The sequence below is a fragment of the Cupriavidus sp. C3SS-1 genome, from assembly GCF_057073755.1.
The window spans coordinates 1,878,384-1,895,262 of sequence record NZ_CP172699.1 but is presented as its reverse complement, the minus strand read 5'-3'; the positions used below and the strand labels follow the sequence as shown (position 1 = coordinate 1,895,262).

General features: G+C 64.3%; 20 protein-coding genes. 13 read left to right on the top strand and 7 right to left on the bottom strand.

The features are described from left to right. The first annotated feature begins 84 nt into the window (after positions 1-84). Together ACIGJC_RS08770 and ACIGJC_RS08765 are read left to right on the top strand one after the other, a co-directional pair. The gene (locus ACIGJC_RS08770; RefSeq protein WP_483708379.1) at positions 85-261 is read left to right on the top strand and encodes a hypothetical protein; all 177 of its coding nucleotides are present in this window, start codon (positions 85-87) and stop codon (positions 259-261) included. A 115-nt stretch (positions 262-376) separates the two neighbouring features. Next, complete coding sequence (locus tag ACIGJC_RS08765) at positions 377-583, top strand: hypothetical protein (protein WP_483708378.1); 207 nt, start codon at positions 377-379, stop codon at positions 581-583. Positions 584-645: 62 nt separating this feature from the next. Here the strand turns inward: ACIGJC_RS08765 and ACIGJC_RS08760 are convergent, their stop codons facing one another. Both ACIGJC_RS08760 and lexA read right to left on the bottom strand, forming a co-directional pair. Further along, positions 646-816 carry a hypothetical protein gene (locus tag ACIGJC_RS08760; RefSeq protein WP_483708376.1) on the bottom strand — a complete coding sequence of 57 codons (171 nt, stop codon included), beginning with the start codon at positions 814-816 and terminating at the stop codon, positions 646-648. A gap of 105 nt (positions 817-921) precedes the next feature. Continuing rightward, positions 922-1,578, bottom strand: coding sequence for a transcriptional repressor LexA (lexA, locus tag ACIGJC_RS08755; protein ID WP_483708375.1), 657 nt, complete (start codon positions 1,576-1,578; stop codon positions 922-924). A gap of 195 nt (positions 1,579-1,773) precedes the next feature. On the opposite strand from lexA, the gene ACIGJC_RS08750 reads away from it, so the two are divergent. From ACIGJC_RS08750 to ACIGJC_RS08715, 8 genes are all read left to right on the top strand, one after another. Beyond that, positions 1,774-2,772 (top strand): asparaginase, encoded by a 999-nt coding sequence (locus ACIGJC_RS08750; RefSeq protein WP_483708374.1) that lies wholly within the window; start codon positions 1,774-1,776, stop codon positions 2,770-2,772. A 101-nt stretch (positions 2,773-2,873) separates the two neighbouring features. Next, positions 2,874-3,248 carry a 30S ribosomal protein S6 gene (gene rpsF, locus ACIGJC_RS08745; protein ID WP_483708373.1) on the top strand — a complete coding sequence of 125 codons (375 nt, stop codon included), beginning with the start codon at positions 2,874-2,876 and terminating at the stop codon, positions 3,246-3,248. 77 nt (positions 3,249-3,325) lie between these two features. Next, a complete protein-coding gene (gene priB, locus ACIGJC_RS08740) occupies positions 3,326-3,625 on the top strand; it encodes a primosomal replication protein N (RefSeq protein WP_483708372.1) in 300 nt (99 codons plus the stop codon). A 3-nt stretch (positions 3,626-3,628) separates the two neighbouring features. Further along, complete coding sequence (gene rpsR, locus ACIGJC_RS08735) at positions 3,629-3,907, top strand: 30S ribosomal protein S18 (RefSeq protein ID WP_483708371.1); 279 nt, start codon at positions 3,629-3,631, stop codon at positions 3,905-3,907. A gap of 36 nt (positions 3,908-3,943) precedes the next feature. Further along, positions 3,944-4,396 (top strand): 50S ribosomal protein L9, encoded by a 453-nt coding sequence (gene rplI / locus ACIGJC_RS08730; protein WP_483708370.1) that lies wholly within the window; start codon positions 3,944-3,946, stop codon positions 4,394-4,396. A 201-nt stretch (positions 4,397-4,597) separates the two neighbouring features. After that, a complete protein-coding gene (locus tag ACIGJC_RS08725) occupies positions 4,598-5,989 on the top strand; it encodes a replicative DNA helicase (protein WP_483708369.1) in 1,392 nt (463 codons plus the stop codon). A gap of 180 nt (positions 5,990-6,169) precedes the next feature. Further along, a complete protein-coding gene (locus tag ACIGJC_RS08720) occupies positions 6,170-6,796 on the top strand; it encodes a DUF47 domain-containing protein (RefSeq protein ID WP_011298163.1) in 627 nt (208 codons plus the stop codon). Between the two features lie 11 nt (positions 6,797-6,807). Then, on the top strand, positions 6,808-7,815 hold the full coding sequence (locus ACIGJC_RS08715) for an anion permease (RefSeq protein ID WP_483708368.1): 1,008 nt from the start codon (positions 6,808-6,810) through the stop codon (positions 7,813-7,815). A 69-nt stretch (positions 7,816-7,884) separates the two neighbouring features. Here the strand turns inward: ACIGJC_RS08715 and ACIGJC_RS08710 are convergent, their stop codons facing one another. The 5 genes from ACIGJC_RS08710 to ACIGJC_RS08690 all read right to left on the bottom strand — a co-directional run bounded on the left by ACIGJC_RS08710 (position 7,885) and on the right by ACIGJC_RS08690 (position 12,313). Continuing rightward, a complete protein-coding gene (locus tag ACIGJC_RS08710) occupies positions 7,885-8,568 on the bottom strand; it encodes a C40 family peptidase (protein ID WP_483708367.1) in 684 nt (227 codons plus the stop codon). Between the two features lie 40 nt (positions 8,569-8,608). Next, on the bottom strand, positions 8,609-9,004 hold the full coding sequence (locus ACIGJC_RS08705; protein WP_483711500.1) for a hypothetical protein: 396 nt from the start codon (positions 9,002-9,004) through the stop codon (positions 8,609-8,611). A 198-nt stretch (positions 9,005-9,202) separates the two neighbouring features. Continuing rightward, the gene (locus ACIGJC_RS08700) at positions 9,203-10,906 is read right to left on the bottom strand and encodes a PhoH family protein (RefSeq protein ID WP_483708366.1); all 1,704 of its coding nucleotides are present in this window, start codon (positions 10,904-10,906) and stop codon (positions 9,203-9,205) included. A gap of 388 nt (positions 10,907-11,294) precedes the next feature. After that, the gene (locus ACIGJC_RS08695) at positions 11,295-11,762 is read right to left on the bottom strand and encodes a peroxiredoxin (RefSeq protein WP_483708365.1); all 468 of its coding nucleotides are present in this window, start codon (positions 11,760-11,762) and stop codon (positions 11,295-11,297) included. Positions 11,763-11,923: 161 nt separating this feature from the next. Then, positions 11,924-12,313, bottom strand: a complete 390-nt coding sequence (locus ACIGJC_RS08690; RefSeq protein WP_483708363.1) for an Mth938-like domain-containing protein — start codon at positions 12,311-12,313, stop codon at positions 11,924-11,926. A 273-nt stretch (positions 12,314-12,586) separates the two neighbouring features. Between ACIGJC_RS08690 and ACIGJC_RS08685 the strand changes: the two genes are divergently transcribed. Genes ACIGJC_RS08685 through thrC form a run of 3 tightly spaced genes read left to right on the top strand, consistent with a single transcriptional unit; the run spans position 12,587 to position 16,700 of the window. Continuing rightward, entirely contained in the window at positions 12,587-13,870 is a 1,284-nt protein-coding gene (locus tag ACIGJC_RS08685) for a pyridoxal phosphate-dependent aminotransferase (protein WP_483708362.1), read from the top strand. 49 nt (positions 13,871-13,919) lie between these two features. Next, complete coding sequence (locus tag ACIGJC_RS08680; protein ID WP_483708361.1) at positions 13,920-15,230, top strand: homoserine dehydrogenase; 1,311 nt, start codon at positions 13,920-13,922, stop codon at positions 15,228-15,230. Between the two features lie 21 nt (positions 15,231-15,251). Beyond that, positions 15,252-16,700, top strand: a complete 1,449-nt coding sequence (gene thrC, locus ACIGJC_RS08675; protein WP_483708360.1) for a threonine synthase — start codon at positions 15,252-15,254, stop codon at positions 16,698-16,700. The last annotated feature ends 179 nt before the right edge of the window (positions 16,701-16,879 follow it).

The window sequence follows — 16,879 nt, the reverse complement described above, 5'->3', positions numbered from 1 at the left end:
GCCAAGCGGATGTCACCTGGAGTCAAATGGATTTGCACCGGTTTTCCATACTGGCGTGGTAACGAACTCGTTCTCCACATCATCATGCTTGCCCTGGCTATCTGGCTGCTTTGTTCTTTCGGGATTGGTCTGCTGGCCCACATTCTGGGCCGCTCCGTTGCGGTCTGGCTGACCTTTTCGATGATCTTCACGCCATCCCTCGGGCTGATCGCAATGGCTATCCTGGGTAAGAAGGCAACGACACAGCAGCTGCGGGTCTGAAGAGTGCGGCCGTCGGCTCGGCACGACCCTGTTCCGCCCCCGCCGAGCGGGAAGCAACTGGCTTCGGATGGTCAGGACCTTCATGCTACGATGCCCCGGACACCGGGAGGCTGCCATGGAATATCGATACAAGAGCCGGGAAATCTCGATTCAGTCAATCAAGGCGCCCGACGGTCAATGGGACTGGTCGTTTGTCATCCGTGGACACGGACATCGACATAACGCCGGCGCGCTCGCGGCAACGGAAGACAGTGCCATCGAGGCGGCCTACGCGGCTGCGAGGCATGAGATCGACCATATCTCCGGCGACGCCAACGACTAGCCGCCGTCAGGGCGGCATTACCGCTGCATTTCACTCCGGCCGGCCCCGCCCATCGGCAAGCCTCAGGCCAGGAGCTTGGTCGGCTCGGCCAGTTCCAGCATCCGGCAGATCGCCGCCATGCTGCCAACCATGGTACGGCGCTGCGCGCCCTGATAGATGCGAACCCCCTTCGATTGCCGGAACGGCACGGGCTTGACCGGCTGGCGTGCGGCGATGTGGTTGGTTTGCGGCATGGCTACACCTCTCGATTGGCAAAAGCGGGGTCAACACCCGTCAGGCGGGCGGCGTCGGCACTGCAAGGAGGAGGGCGGCGGCTAGCGCGCGGCTGGCCGCGCTGGTCAGAAGCCCGAGGAGCGGATCAGCCCGACGGCAATGCCTTCGAGCGAGAACTCTTCGCGTCCGGGCCCGACCATGATGTTCGGGAAGTCCGGGTTTTCCGCGATCAGCTCGATGGCGCCGTCACGGCGCTGCAGGCGCTTGACGGTGACGTCGTCGCCCAGGCGCGCCACGACGATCTTGCCGTTGGGCGCCTCGCTGGCCTTGCGCACGGCCAGCAGGTCGCCGTCGAGGATGCCGGCGTCGCGCATGCTCAGGCCGCGCACGCGCAGCAGGTAGTCGGGGCGTTCGTCGAAGACCGAGGCATCGACCTGGTACTGCCGGTCGATATGCTCGGCGGCCAGGATCGGGCTGCCGGCGGCCACGCGGCCCACCAGCGGCAGCGTCAGCTGCATGACCCCGGACATCGGCAGGGAAAACTGGTCGGGGGTTTCCGAATCGCTGCGCGCCACCTTCAGGCGGATGCCGCGCGACGCGCCCGGCGTCAGTTCGATCACGCCCTTGCGCGCCAGCGCTCGCAGATGTTCTTCCGCGGCATTGGGCGATGAGAAGCCAAACTCCGCGGCGATCTCGGCGCGCGTGGGCGGGAAACCCGTGCCGCGGATCGTATTGCGGATCAGGTCGAAAATTTGCTGCTGCCGGGGTGTCAGGGTCGCCATGGAAGCGTTCCGATAAGTGCCCCGGTGCTATTTGTCCGCCAGCCGGGTGAGCACTGTATGTTTAAACAGTATGCTGTGATTTTATACAGTATCGGCGCAAGCGCAAGCAGAATTTCAGAAGCGTCTGCTCGACATCCGGTTTGCCCGCATGCCGCAGGTACAATCGCCGGACTTCAGCTCCCTGTATCCCCCACCATGTCCCAGCTTCCCCGCATCGTGGTTCTGGCCACTGGCGGCACCATTGCCGGCGCCTCGACCAATCCGGCCAGCAGCGCGCGCTACCAGGCCGCGACGGTGCCCGTGTCGACGTTGCTGGCGGCTGTGCCGGCGTTGCAGTCTATGGCGCGGATTGAAGCCGAGCAGGTGGCGCAGATCGATAGCAAGGACATGGTGTTCTCGCTTTGGCCGACGCTGGCCGCGCGTATTCAGCATTGGTCGGCCGAGCCGGACGTGGCCGGCATCGTCATTACACATGGCACGGACACGCTCGAAGAGACGGCGATGTTCCTGCACTTGACCCAGGCCTGTCCGGTGCCCGTGGTACTGACCGCCGCAATGCGGCCGTCGACGTCGTTGTCGGCGGACGGTCCGCTCAATCTGCTAGATGCGGTGCGCGTCGCCGGCCATCCGGCTGCGCGCGGCAAGGGGGTCCTGGTGGTGCTGAACCAGCAGATCCATGCGGCGCGCGACGTGACCAAGGCGCATACCTCGGCGGTGGATGCCTTTGCGTCGCCGCAGGGCGGTCCGCTGGGTTTCGTGCAGGACGAGCTGGTGCGGCTGCCGCGCACGCCCACGCAGTCCGTTGCGGCGGTCTTTCCCGTGCCGGCCCGGTGGCCCGAGGTCGAGATCGTCGCGAGCTATACGCAGCCGGGGCGCATCGCGGTGGACGCAATGGTGGCTGCCGGCGTACGCGGCCTGGTCGTTGCGGCGGCGGGCAACGGTTCGGTGCATGAGACGCTGATCGCGGCGCTCAGGGACGCCGCCGCGGCCGGTGTTGCCGTGGTGCGGAGTTCGCGGACCGGGGCCGGTCATGTGTCGATTCCGCCAGTTACGGACCCCGATGCCGGCCTGTTTGTCTCCGCCGCGGACCTGAACCCCTATAAGGCAAGGGTGCTGTTGCTGGTGGCGCTTGCGCAAGAACCGGGGCTGGCGGCGGCGCCGGACCGGCTCCAGGCGCTGTTCGCCTCGGCGTGATTGCGGTTGCGTGATTGTCAATAGCCGGGCTATACTTTAAGGCTATTCAACCTTGCCGCACCGGACGTGACGCCCGGGTGGCTTATCCAAAAGGAGCGTCAATGCGTCATTACGAAATCGTATTCATCGTCCACCCGGACCAGAGCGAGCAAGTGCCGGCCATGATCGAGCGTTACAAGTCGCTCGTGACGTCGCAAGGCGGCCAGATTCACCGCGTGGAAGACTGGGGCCGTCGCCAGATGGCTTACATGATCCAGAAGCTGGCAAAGGCTCACTACGTTTGCGTCAACATCGAGTGCGGCAAGGATACCCTGGTCGAGCTGGAACACGCCTTCAAGTTCAATGACGCCGTGCTGCGCCATCTGATCGTGCAGACCAAGAAGGCCGAAACCGCTCCTTCGCCGATGATGAAGGAAGTGCAGCGCGAAGAAGCCCGCAAGGCCGCGCAAACGACCACCGAAGGCCAGGCTGCCTGAATGCGGATTGCGGTGCCTGTCGTGGCTGGCAAGCCTGATCACGACAGCGTGGGCAACACACTGCAAGGGGCGACGCGTTGAATCAGCTTCGGCTAGCCGCCACCCTGGCGGAACGCGATGCCCTCAGGTACACCCCGGCCGGCGTGCCCGTCGTGAACTGCATCTTGCAGTACAGCGGCGCGGCAATCGAGGCGGAAACGCCGAGGCAGGTCGAGTTTGCCATTGCAGCGATGGGGATCGGGCCAGTTGGCCAGCGTTTGGAGCGGTTGCCGCTCGGCACGCTGCTCGATTGCGAAGGATTCCTGACCCGCAAGCACCGCAACAGCAAGGCCCTCGTCTTTCACATCACTGGATGTAAAGCATTCGTAAAGGATTGAATCGTGGCATTCATCAAACGTAACGACAAGAACAAGAAGCGCTTCCAGCAACAGAACCCGCTGTTCAAGCGCAAGCGCTTCTGCCGCTTCACCGTGGCTGGCGTGGAACAGATCGACTACAAGGATCTGGACACCCTGAAGGACTTCATCGGCGACAACGGCAAGATCACGCCGGCTCGCCTGACCGGCACCAAGGCTCACTATCAGCGTCAGCTGGATACGGCCATCAAGCGCGCGCGTTTCCTGGCGCTGATGCCGTACACCGACCTGCACAAGAACTGATAGTCCAGGCCATAGGTCCGTAAAGGAGAGAACACGATGCAAATTATTCTGCTGGAAAAAGTGATCAACCTGGGCAACCTGGGTGACATCGTCAAGGTGAAGGATGGTTACGCCCGTAACTTCCTGATCCCGAGCAAGAAGGCCCGTCGCGCCACGCAAACCGCGATCCAGGAATTCGAAGTGAAGCGCGCCGAGCTGGAAAAGGCCGCCGCCGAGAAGCTGGCCGCCGCGCAAGCCGAAGGTGAGAAGCTGAACGGCCAGACCGTTCAGATCTCGCAGAAGTCGGGTGTGGATGGCCGTCTGTTTGGTTCCGTGACCAACGCCGACATCGCTGTGGCCCTGGGCAACCAAGGCTTCAAGCTGGAAAAGGCTCAGGTTCGTCTGCCGAACGGCCCGCTGAAGACGGTGGGCGACCACCCGGTCAGCGTTGCCCTGCACACCGACGTGGTGGTCGACGTGACCGTCGCCGTCGTGGGCGAGCAAGTCTAAGCACGACCTTGCCGTGCCGGTCCATCCGGCACATGCAAGCGAAAAGGCAGGAGCATGGCTCCTGCCTTTTTCTTTGTCTGCAGTACCGGCTGCATGGCCGCCCGTTTTGCTGCACACCCGGCGCTGTCAAGGCCTGATGTCAAATTGTTGCCGCTCAAATGTCAGTCGGGCAGCGTCCACCCGCCGGTATAATCTCACCCCATGAACGCGCCCGTCGCCGACCCCCAACTTGAAAGTCTCAAGGTACCGCCGCATTCGATCGAGGCCGAGCAATCGGTGCTTGGTGGCTTGTTGCTGGACAATTCCGCCTGGGACCGCATTGCCGATTTCATCTCCGAAGCGGACTTCTACCGCTTCGACCACCGGCTGATCTTCCAGAACATTGCGAAGCTGATCTCGGCGACCAAGCCCGCCGACGTCATCACCGTCTTCGAAATGCTGCAGGTGGCTGGAAAGGCCGAGGAGGTAGGCGGCCTGGCCTACCTGAACTCGCTCGCGCAGAACACGCCCAGCGCTGCCAACATCCGCCGCTACGCGGAGATCGTGCGCGAACGCTCGGTGCTGCGCAAGCTGGTTACCGTGGCGGACGATATCGCGTCGTCGGCGTTCGCTCCGCAGGGGCGTGAAGTCCGCGAATTGCTGGATGCGGCCGAATCGAAGGTCTTCGCTATTGCCGAAGAAGGTTCGCGCGGGCAGAAGGGCTTCCAGGAAATCCAGCCACTGCTGACGCAGGTGGTGGAACGTATCGACGAGCTGTACCACCGCGATTCGACCACCGACGTGACCGGCGTGCCGACCGGCTTCATCGACCTCGACAAGATGACCAGTGGCATGCAGGCCGGTGACCTGATCATCGTGGCGGGTCGTCCGTCGATGGGTAAGACGGCATTCTCGCTGAACATCGGCGAACACGTGGCCGTGGAGCAGGGGCTGCCGGTCGCGGTGTTCTCTATGGAAATGGCGGGCACCCAGCTGGCCATGCGTATGCTGGGTTCGGTCGGCCGCCTGGACCAGCACCGGCTGCGTACCGGCCGGCTGCTCGACGAAGACTGGCCGCGCCTGACCCATGCGATCCAGCGCATGAACGACGCGCAGCTCTTCATTGACGAGACGCCGGCGCTCAACCCGATGGAGCTGCGTGCACGCTCGCGCCGGCTGGCGCGCCAATGCGGGCAGCTCGGCCTGATCATCATCGACTACCTGCAGCTGATGTCCGGCTCCGGCGGCGGCGAAAACCGGGCGACCGAAATTTCGGAAATCTCCCGTTCGCTCAAGGGTCTGGCGAAGGAACTGAACTGCCCGGTCATCGCGTTGTCGCAGCTGAACCGAAGCCTGGAACAGCGTCCGAACAAGCGCCCGGTGATGTCCGACCTGCGTGAATCGGGCGCTATCGAACAGGATGCCGACGTGATCCTGTTCATTTACCGCGACGAAGTCTACAACCAGGACTCCCAGGACAAGGGTACGGCCGAAATCATCATCGGCAAGCAGCGTAACGGCCCGATCGGCACGGTGCGCCTGACCTTCCTGGGGCAGTTCACGAAGTTCGATAACTTCAGCGGCGGCCCGGCCTTCTTCGACAACGACAACTGAAGTCAAGCCTGCCGGCAACCGAGCGTCTCGTTTGCGACATATCGGCAGGCATTGCTGCAACAACCCTGTAAAATATTGCGCTTTGATGACAGTGGCCGGAAATGCCGCTGTCGCGCGATGCATTGCGCAACCTCCAGCAACAAACCAAGCGGCGTACTGCGCTGCGACAAGGAACATTCCATGTTCGGCCGATTCATGCCCACAGAGGGCAAGTTCTTCGAATACTTCAACCAGCATGCCGACTGCGCGGTGACCGCCGCCCACGAACTGCAGACCCTGGTCAATGACTTGCCCAATGCCGAGGCGCATGCCCGCCGGGTCCAGGCGACCGAAAAGAAGGCCGACCGGATCACGCACGACACCATCGACCTGCTGCACAAGACCTTCATCACGCCGCTGGACCGCGACGAGATCCACAAGCTCATCACGACCATGGACGACATCCTGGACCTGATGGAAGACGTGGCCGAGACCATCTCGCTGTACGACGTGACCAGCCTTACCGACGAGGCGCTGCGCCTGGCGGCCATCTGCGTGCAGTGCTGCGACCAGGTCAAGATCGCGGTGGGCCTGCTCGAGGACATGGGCAATGCCAGCACCATCCTGAAGACGGCCCAGCAGATCGACCAGCTCGAATCGGAAGCCGACCGCGTGATGCGCTCGGCCATGTCCAAGCTGTTCCGCGACGAGACCGACGTCAAGCGCCTGATCAAGCTGAAGGCCATCTACGAGCAGCTCGAAACGATTACCGACAAGTGCGAGGACGTGGCCAACATCATTGAAGGCATCGTCCTGGAAAACGCCTGAGCGGAATCGGCATGCATACCATTCAAATGAGCCTGTGGGTGATCGGCCTGCTGGTGGCGCTCGCGCTGCTGTTCGACTTCATGAACGGCTTCCACGACGCGGCGAACTCGATCGCCACAGTGGTCTCCACGGGCGTGCTCAAGCCTCACCACGCGGTGGCGATGGCAGCGATGTGCAACGTCGTCGCGATCTTCATCTTCCACCTGAAGGTGGCAGCCACCGTGGGTACCGGCACCGTAGACGTCAATATCGTTGACCACTACGTGATATTCGGTGCGCTGGTCGGGGCCATCGCCTGGAATGCGATCACGTGGTACTACGGCATTCCGTCGTCGTCCTCGCATGCACTCATCGGCGGCCTGGTCGGCGCAGCGGTGGCCAAGGCGGGCACCGGCGCGCTGGTGGGCAACGGCTTGCTGAAAACGGTGGTGTTCATCGTGGTCTCGCCGCTGCTGGGCCTGATCCTGGGTTCGCTGATGATGGTGATCGTGGGCTGGACGTTCTTTCGCACGCCGCCGTCGCGCGTGGACCGCTGGTTCCGCCGGCTGCAGCTGGCATCGGCCTCGCTCTACAGCCTGGGCCACGGTGGTAATGATGCGCAGAAGACCATCGGCATCATCTGGATGCTGCTGATCGCGAGCGGCCATGTCGCCGCTGGCGGCGAGCCTCCGATCTGGGTGATCGTAAGCTGCTATGTGGCCATCGGCATGGGTACGCTGTTCGGCGGTTGGCGCATTGTGCGCACCATGGGCCAGAAGATCACCAAGCTGAAGCCGGTCGGCGGCTTCTGTGCCGAGACCGGCGGCGCCATTACGCTGTTCATCGCATCGGCGCTGGGCGTGCCGGTGTCGACCACGCACACCATCACCGGTGCCATCGTCGGTGTGGGCTCCGCGCGGAAGATGTCGGCGGTGCGCTGGGGCGTGGCCGGCAATATCGTCTGGGCGTGGGTGCTGACGATTCCCGCTTCCGCGTTCATGTCCGCGATTGCGTGGTGGATCGGCCGCCATATTCTGTAAGATGCGGCGGTTCCTCCGGTCGTGACAAAGAGCCAGGCAAGTTCCTGGCTTTTTGTCATTCATGGCGCCCTATTTGTTGGCGAAGGCGGCGATCGGGTCGTCGTCGACCGGCGGCGCGGATTCGGGCGGCATTGCCGGCGTCGGTACGGGAGCCGGTACCGGGCTCGCTGCCGGGGCCGGCAGCGGCTGGTTGACCGCCGCCACCACGCGTCGCGCGCCGTTGTACCGGGATGCCCAGTAAGACTTGCCCATGTCCTCAAGGCGCACGGTGCCGCCGGTGGATGGCGCGTGCACGAAGCGGTTCTGGCCGACGTAGATGCCGACATGGGAGTTGGCGCGGCCCGTGGTGTTGAAGAAGACCAGGTCACCCGATGCGACCTCGCTGCGGTCCAGAGCGGAGCCACGCGTACCCATGGCTTCGGTGGTGCGCGGCAGGTTGACGTTGGCGGCGCGCGCAACCACGTATCGCACCAGGCCACTGCAATCGAAGCCGCTGTCAGGCGTGTTGCCGCCGTAGCGGTAAGGCGTGCCGACCAGTGACATGGCCTGGATGGAGATTTCTTCGAGCCCGGCGCTCGGGTCGATCATCGGCTTGCCCGGCGCACGGGGCAGATTGGCATGGCGGGACGGGGTGCCGGCGCAGGCCGCCAGCAGCAGGGCGGCGGCACAAACCAGCGGCAGCCGTGCCGCGATGGGAACCGCGGGCAGGCGCAGCCGGATGGCGCGAAGGGCAAGGGATCGGCGCGAAGGCATCCTGTCTGGCTCGGTCGCCAGCCCCGACCCCGGATTTTCGCTACCAGCGCAACTGAGCGTCGCGGCTTCCGGTGCCGATCCTGATGGTCTTGGTCTGGCCCTTGTAACTGGCCTCGATATTGTAGCTGCCTTCGGGCGCACGTATGAGGCAGCGTGGGCCGGCGGCACGGAAGGCCGCGACCTCCTGCTCGTCGCGCAACAGCCGCACGGCGACGTCCGAGAGGAACTCCCCATTGTTGCCCTGTGTGAACAGGATACCCATGTTGAAGTTCTTTTCCAGGCCGGCCAGCGCCGCGCGTTCGTCGTCGGCAACGCCGCCGCAGACATAGCTCACCGGGCCCATGGTGCGGATCACCATGGGGTCGGCCGCCCGCGCTGGCCGCCAGGCGGTGGCCAGAGCCATGGCCGCCGCGGTCAGTGCGACGAGCGCCAGCATGCGCTTGCGGTCCCATCGGGGACACACGGCGCGCGTGCATAGCGCGGTGGGGCGATGCTGGCCCGGCGATTGCTGATGACTCATCGATGCCTCCTGTCGAGCGATCTCATCGCGAACAAAAAAAAAGCGCCCGCGGCACGGGCCGGGGCGCGGATTCTGGCCGCCGGCCTCGCTGCGGGGGCAGCCCGGCGGCACGCCTTACAGCACGTCGCCGGCGTGGTCGGCCAGCCGCGAGCGCTCGCCGCGCGCAAGGGTGATATGGCCGCTATGGCTCCAGCCCTTGAAACGATCGACCACGTAGGTCAGGCCCGACGAACCTTCGGTCAGGTACGGCGTATCGATCTGCGCGATATTGCCCAGGCAGATGATCTTGGTACCCGGGCCCGCGCGCGTGACCAGCGTCTTCATCTGCTTCGGCGTCAGGTTCTGCGCTTCATCGATGATGACGAACTTGTTGACGAAGGTGCGGCCGCGCATGAAGTTCATGCTCTTGACCTTGATGCGCGAGCGGATCAGCTCCTGCGTTGCCGCGCGGCCCCATTCGCCCGCGCTGTCATCGCTTTTCTGCAGGACTTCGAGGTTGTCGTCGAACGCGCCCATCCACGGCTGCATCTTCTCTTCCTCGGTGCCGGGCAGGAAACCGATGTCCTCGCCGACCGGCACGGTGGCGCGGGTGACGATGATCTCGTTGTACAGCTTCTGGTCCAGCACCTGCTCCAGGCCCGCCGCCAGCGCTAGCAGCGTCTTGCCGGTACCGGCCTGGCCGAGCAGCGTGACGAAGTCGATGTCCGGGTTCATCAGCAGGTTGAGCGCGAAATTCTGCTCGCGGTTGCGGGCGGTCACGCTCCACACGTTGTTCTTGTGGTGCGTGTAGTCCTTGAGCGTCTGCAGCAGCGCGGTCTTGCCGTTGATCTCCTTTACCTGCGCATAGAGCGGCAGGCTGCCATCCACGGGTTCGAGATAGACGAACTGGTTGACCAGGAAGGAGGGCACCAGCGGACCGGTCAGGCGATAGAACATCGCGCCGGTCTTCGGATCCTGCCAGCTCTCGACGCCCTTGCCGTGCTTGGCCCAGAAGTCGCCGGGCAGTTGCATCACGCCGGCGTAGAGCAGGTCCTTGTCTTCCAGGACCTGGTCGTTGTAATAGTCCTCGGCCGGCAGTCCCAGCGCACGCGCCTTGATGCGCATGTTGATGTCTTTCGACACCAGCACGACCTGGCGCTCCGGGTACTGCTGCTGCAGCGCGCTGACCACGCCCAGGATCTGGTTGTCGGCCTTGCCCTGCGGCAGGCCTTCGGGCAGCTTGATGTCGTTGAGCCGGGTCTGGAAGAACAGCTTGCCCTGCGCGTCGCGGTTGCCGAGCTTGGCCAGCGGCAGGCCCTCGTCGAGCACGCCGCCGGTGTCGCTTACCAGCGAATCGAGCGTGCGGCTGACCGTGCGCGCGTTGCGCGCGACTTCGCTCATGCCCTTCTTGTGGTTGTCCAGTTCCTCGAGCGTCATCATGGGCAGATAGACGTCGTGCTCTTCGAAGCGGAACAGGGAACTCGGGTCGTGCATCAGCACGTTGGTGTCGAGCACGAACAGCTTGCTCGGGCCTTCCGACTTGCGTGCGCGGCGCGTCGGGCCGGCCGCGGGTTTGACCAGGCTGACCGGGGCCGTGGCGACCGGCGTTTCCGGCAAGGTTGGCGCGGGGGTCGAGCGGGCGCGGGTACCGGCGGCGGCGCGCGCCTTGACGGCGGGCGCGCCGGTTTCACCGGTTTCCAGCAATGCCACGCGCTCGAGTGCCGACACAGGTTTCTTCTGCTGTGCGACGGCTTTGGCCTTGGGCACCGCGGAGACCGGAGCAAACTCGCTCGGATCCAGCAATTGGGCAGGCTTGGCGGGCATGGTGGGCAGCGGCATGCTTGGCTTTCCTTTCAGGGGGACAAGATGGGGGCGGAACTATCCGTGCGGCATTTCGCAAGGAAAATGCCAACAGCCACCGGAGCATGCACGCGCGAGGCACCCGGGGCATCGGATAAACAAAAAAGCCGCCATTCCTGCGATACAGGTTTGGCGGCTTGCATGCGGACCTGCGACACGGCAGATCCGCCACCGGCCTGCGGCGCGAACCGCCTGGGCCAGGAAGTCGAATCAGCGTGGCATCCGGAATCTGAACTCATTACGAGCCAATGTATCCGAAGGTTTTGGGTTTGGCAATTGCCACTCACGCGGAGAAAGTGCGGTGTCGCGGCGATGCCAAACGGGCCCGTCTCGCCACCTCGTTGGATAGTGGCCATGCGCATGCGTGTCAGAGGCCGCGAACGATCTCCAGCACCTCGTCCACGTGGTTGGGCACCTTGATGCCGCGCAGCTCGTGGCGCAGGATGCCCTTGCCGTCGACGATGAAAGTACTGCGCTCGACGCCGCGGTGCTCCTTGCCATAAAGCTTTTTCATTTTCATGACATCGAAAAGATTGCAGACCGCCTCGTCCGGGTCCGAAATCAGTTCGAACGGCAACTCGAGCTTCGCCTTGAAATTCTCATGCGAGCGCAGGCTGTCGCGCGAGATGCCGAACACGGCTACGCCGGCCTTGACGAAGTCGTCGTGCTGGTCGCGGAAGTTCATGGCCTCGGTGGTGCAGCCGGGGGTGTTGTCCTTCGGGTAGAAGTACAGCACCACGGTCTTGCCGCGCTGCTCGGACAAGCGGAAGGTGCCGCCGTCGCCGGTGACCGGCGCGCTGAAGTCTGGTACGGCCTTGTTGAGACTGACTGTCATTGTTGTGGCTCCAGGGGAGGGGCAGTATCGGAGAGGCTGCGAGGGTCCGCACGAAGGCCGCGCGGGTAGCGCGCCTGCGTCACGAGGGGAGCAGATTGGGGCGCGCGCGCGGACTTCAAGCGTGGCGCCTTCTCAACTTTTCCAGTCCGGCCAATGACGGCTCAGCGGCCTGCGGCTTCGGGTTCCAGCAGCAGCACGGCGGCCACCTTGCGGCCTTCGGCCATCAGGATATTGTAGGTGCGGCATGCGGCCTGCATGTCCATGGCATCCACCCCGACATGCTTGCGGGCCAGGGAGGCCGTCAGCCGCGGGTGCGGAAAGCGCAGGCGAGAACCCGTTCCCAGCAGCACGACCTCGGGCGCCAGTGCCGCCAGCGCCTCGAAGTGAGCGGGTTCGAGGTCTTCGAAGCGGTCCACCGGCCACGGACGGATCTCGCCCTCAGGAAGCACCAGGATGGAATGCGTGTGACGTATCAGGTTGATTTCAATGTAGTCCGGCCCATAGGCGGTGACGGTATTGAGCGCCTGCGGCTGGTCGGCGTGAAGTTTCAATTGGGGGCCCCGAAGGCTGTCTGGCCGGCGCCGTGGCGTTCCGCCCGGGGCGGATGGCCGGCAGCGCGGGCAGGCAGCGGGTTGGCGGCAGTGATGCAGGCGCCGGCGGCGGCGGGTTTCGCCGGGGGCCGGGGCACGCTGCAATGCAAGAATTGCTGCCGAAGTCTGTCATAATCCGATAAATTATAGCTTTTGCCTCCGTGTCTGCCACGTTCACGGCACGACAGCATTGCACCGCAACGGACGGCGCACCCAAACTCCATCCGGATCCCCATGTTCGCTGCCGCCGACGCGGCAGTTTTCGCCTCCGCCGACATCGCCGTGAAACCCATCCAGAAATCCAACAAACTCAATAACGTTTGCTATGACATCCGCGGCCCGGTGCTGGAAAAGGCCAAGCAGATGGAGGAAGAGGGGCACAAGATCATCAAGCTGAATATCGGCAACCTGGCCGTATTCGGTTTCGATGCGCCGGAGGAAATCCAGCAGGACATGATGCGCAACCTGCCGAATTCGGCGGGATACTCGGATTCGAAGGGCATTTTCGCCGCGCGCAAGGCGATCATGCACTACACCCAGCAGAAGAATATCCAGGGCGTCGGCCTGGAAGACATCTACGTGGGCAACGGCGCCTCCGAACTGATCGTGATGGCGGTCAACGCGCTGCTCAACAGCGGCGACGAAGTCCTGGTGCCGGCGCCGGACTACCCGCTGTGGACCGCCGCGGTGAGCCTGTCGGGCGGCACGCCGGTCCACTATATCTGCGACGAGTCCAACGAGTGGATGCCTGACCCGGACGATATCCGCGCCCGCATCACGCCCCACACCAAGGGCATCGTCATCATCAACCCGAACAACCCGACCGGCGCGCTGTATTCGGACGAACTGCTGCTGGAGATCGTCGCGATCGCGCGCGAGCATGGGCTCATCATCTTCGCCGACGAGATCTACGACAAGGTCCTGTACGACGGCAACGTCCATACCTCGATCGCCTCGCTGTCGACCGACGTGCTGACGGTCACGTTCAACGGCCTGTCCAAGAACTACCGCTCGTGCGGCTACCGGGCTGGCTGGATGGTGGTGTCGGGCGACAAGCGCCCGGCGCTGGACTATATCGAGGGCCTTAACATGCTGTCCTCGATGCGCCTGTGCGCCAACGTGCCGGGGCAGTGGGCCATCCAGACCGCGCTGGGCGGCTACCAGAGCATCAACGACCTAGTGGCAGAAGGCGGCCGCCTGCGCCGCCAGCGCGACCTGGCGTACGAGCTGATCACGGCGATTCCGGGCGTCACCTGCGTCAAGCCCAAGGCCGCGCTGTACCTGTTCCCGAAGCTGGACCTGTCGATGTACCCGGTGCAGGACGACCAGGAGTTCATCTATGAACTGCTGCAGGAGTCCAAGGTGCTGCTGGTGCAGGGCTCCGGCTTCAACTGGGACAAGCCGGACCATTTCCGGATCGTATTCCTGCCGCACGAGGAAGACCTGCGCGAGGCGATCAACCGCATCGCGCGCTTCCTGGAGGCGTACCGAAAACGCCACGGCAAGGTGGCTGCCTGATCGGGCGGCCGCTGCATCTCATCCTTAGCAACCTAGAGTCAGATTGTCCATGAACCCCATCAAAGTTGGCCTGCTCGGCATCGGTACCGTCGGTAGCGGCACGTTCAACGTGCTCAAGCGCAACCAGGAAGAAATTCGCCGCCGCGCCGGCCGCGGCATCGAGATCGCCCTGGTGGCAGATCTCAACACCGAGCGCGCACGCGAGCTGACCAACGGCGAAGTCGAGATCGTCAACGACGCCAACGTGGTGGTGACCCGCCCGGACATCGACATCGTGGTCGAGCTGATCGGCGGCTATGGCATCGCGCGCGAGCTGGTGCTCAAGGCCATCGAGAACGGCAAGCACGTGGTCACCGCCAACAAGGCGCTGCTGGCCGTGCACGGCAACGAGATCTTCGAAGCCGCGCGCCGCAAGGGTGTGATCGTCGCGTTCGAAGCGGCCGTGGCCGGCGGCATCCCCATCATCAAGGCGCTGCGCGAAGGCCTGACCGCCAACCGCATCCAGTGGATCGCCGGCATCATCAACGGCACCACCAACTTCATCCTGTCCGAAATGCGCGACAAGGGCCTGGATTTCGACACGGTCCTGAAGGAAGCGCAGCAGCTCGGCTATGCCGAGGCTGACCCGACCTTCGACATCGAAGGCGTCGATGCCGCGCACAAGGTCACGCTGATGAGCGCGATCGCCTTTGGCATGCCGGTGCAGTTCGACAAGGCCCACGTGGAAGGCATCACCAAGCTGGCCGCGACCGACATCAAGTACGCCGAGGAACTGGGCTACCGCATCAAGCTGCTGGGCATCACGCGCCGCCGCGACGACGGCGTGGAACTGCGCGTGCATCCGACGCTGGTGCCGGCCTCGCGGTTGATCGCCAACGTGGAAGGCGCGATGAACGCCGTGCTGGTGCAGGGCGACGCCGTGGGTGCCACGCTGTACTACGGCAAGGGCGCCGGCGCCGAGCCGACCGCTTCGGCCGTGATTGCCGACCTGGTCGACGTGACCCGCCTGCACACTGCCGATCCGGGCCACCGCGTGCCGCACCTGGCGTTCCAGCCGGACGAGCTGTCGAATGTGCCGGTGCTGCCGATCGAGGAAATCAACAGCGCCTACTACCTGCGCATGCGCGTGGCGGACGAGACCGGCGTGCTGGCCGAGATCACGCGCATCCTGGCCGAGGCGGGCATCTCCATCGACGCCATGCTGCAGAAGGAATCGCGCGAGGGGGAGCCGCAGACCGACATCATCATCCTGACGCACGTGACCCGCGAGAAGCAGGTCAATACCGCCATGGCGAAGATCGAGTCGCTGCCGACCGTGCTGTCGGCGGTCACGCGCCTGCGCATGGAAGAACTGAACTGAGCGGCAGGATATTCCGGACCCATGAAATACCAGTCGACCCGCGGCCATGAAGTGCCGCAAACGTTCTCCGAAATCCTGCTGGGCGGCCTGGCGCCGGACGGCGGCCTGTACCTGCCCGTGCAGTATCCGCAGGTCACCGCCGACGAGCTGGAAGCCTGGCGCAAGCTCTCGTATGCCGATCTTGCGTTCGAGATCCTGAGCAAGTTCTGCGATGACATCCCGGCCGAGGACCTGCGCGCGCTGACGCGCAAGACCTACACCGCCGAGGTGTACCGCAACGCGCGCGCCGGTGACAACACTGCCGACATAACGCCCCTGCGCACGCTTGGCGAAGAAGGCGGCACCAAGCTCCAATTGCTGGGCTTGTCCAACGGCCCGACGCTGGCCTTCAAGGACATGGCCATGCAGCTGCTGGGCAATATGTTCGAGTACGCGCTGGGCCGCGCCGGGCTGGAGCTGAACATCCTCGGCGCCACCTCGGGAGATACCGGCAGCGCTGCCGAATACGCGATGCGCGGCAAGCGCGGGATCCGCGTGTTCATGCTCAGCCCGCACCGCAAGATGAGCGCGTTCCAGACCGCGCAGATGTTCAGCCTGCAGGACCCGAACATCTTCAACCTGGCGGTGGACGGCGTGTTCGACGACTGCCAGGACATCGTCAAGGCGGTTTCGAACGATCTGGACTACAAGGCCCGCCAGCGCATCGGCACGGTCAACTCGATCAACTGGGCGCGTGTAGTGGCCCAGGTGGTGTACTACTTCAAGGGCTGGCTGCTCGCGACCTCGGGCCCGGGCCAGAAGGTGTCGTTCTGCGTGCCGTCGGGCAACTTCGGCAACGTCTGCGCCGGCCATATCGCGCGCATGATGGGCCTGCCGATCGACAAGCTGGTGGTGGCCACCAACGAGAACGACGTGCTCGACGAGTTTTTCCGCACCGGCGCGTACCGCGTGCGCAAGTCGGCCGAGACCTACCATACGTCCAGCCCGAGCATGGATATCTCGAAGGCGTCGAACTTCGAGCGCTTCATCTTCGACCTGCTCGGCCAGGACGCCGGCAAGCTGTCGGCGCTGTTCCGCGACGTGGAAGAGAAGGGCGGCTTCGACTTGTCCGGCACCCCGGAATTCGAGCGCATCCGCGGCGAATTCGGCTTTTTCTCGGGCCGCAGCACGCACGACGATCGCGTGGCGACCATCCGTGACATGTCGGCCCGCTACGGCATCACCATCGATACCCACACCGCCGACGGCATCAAGGTGGCGCGCGAGCATCTCAGCGCCGGCGTGCCGATGGTAGTGCTGGAAACCGCGCTGCCGGCCAAGTTCGCGGACACCATCCGCGAGGCCCTGGGCCACGAGCCCGAGCGTCCGGCTGCGTTCGAAGGCATCGAGAAGCTGCCGCAGCGCTTCGAGGTCATGGCCAACGACGTCGGCCAGATCAAGGCCTTTATCGCCGGTCACACCGGCCTGTAAGCGCGGGCGCCTCCGGGTGGCTGCGGCGCCGCCGCATGCCTTGGCGGCGTCAACTCGCTACAATCAGGCTAGCCGTGGCCCAGACCCGGCCCCCGCATTGCCCGCACCCGTCGATAGACGCTGTGCGACGCAATGCGCGGGCCGTTTTTCATGGGCGCTCCGAACCCACACATCCCATC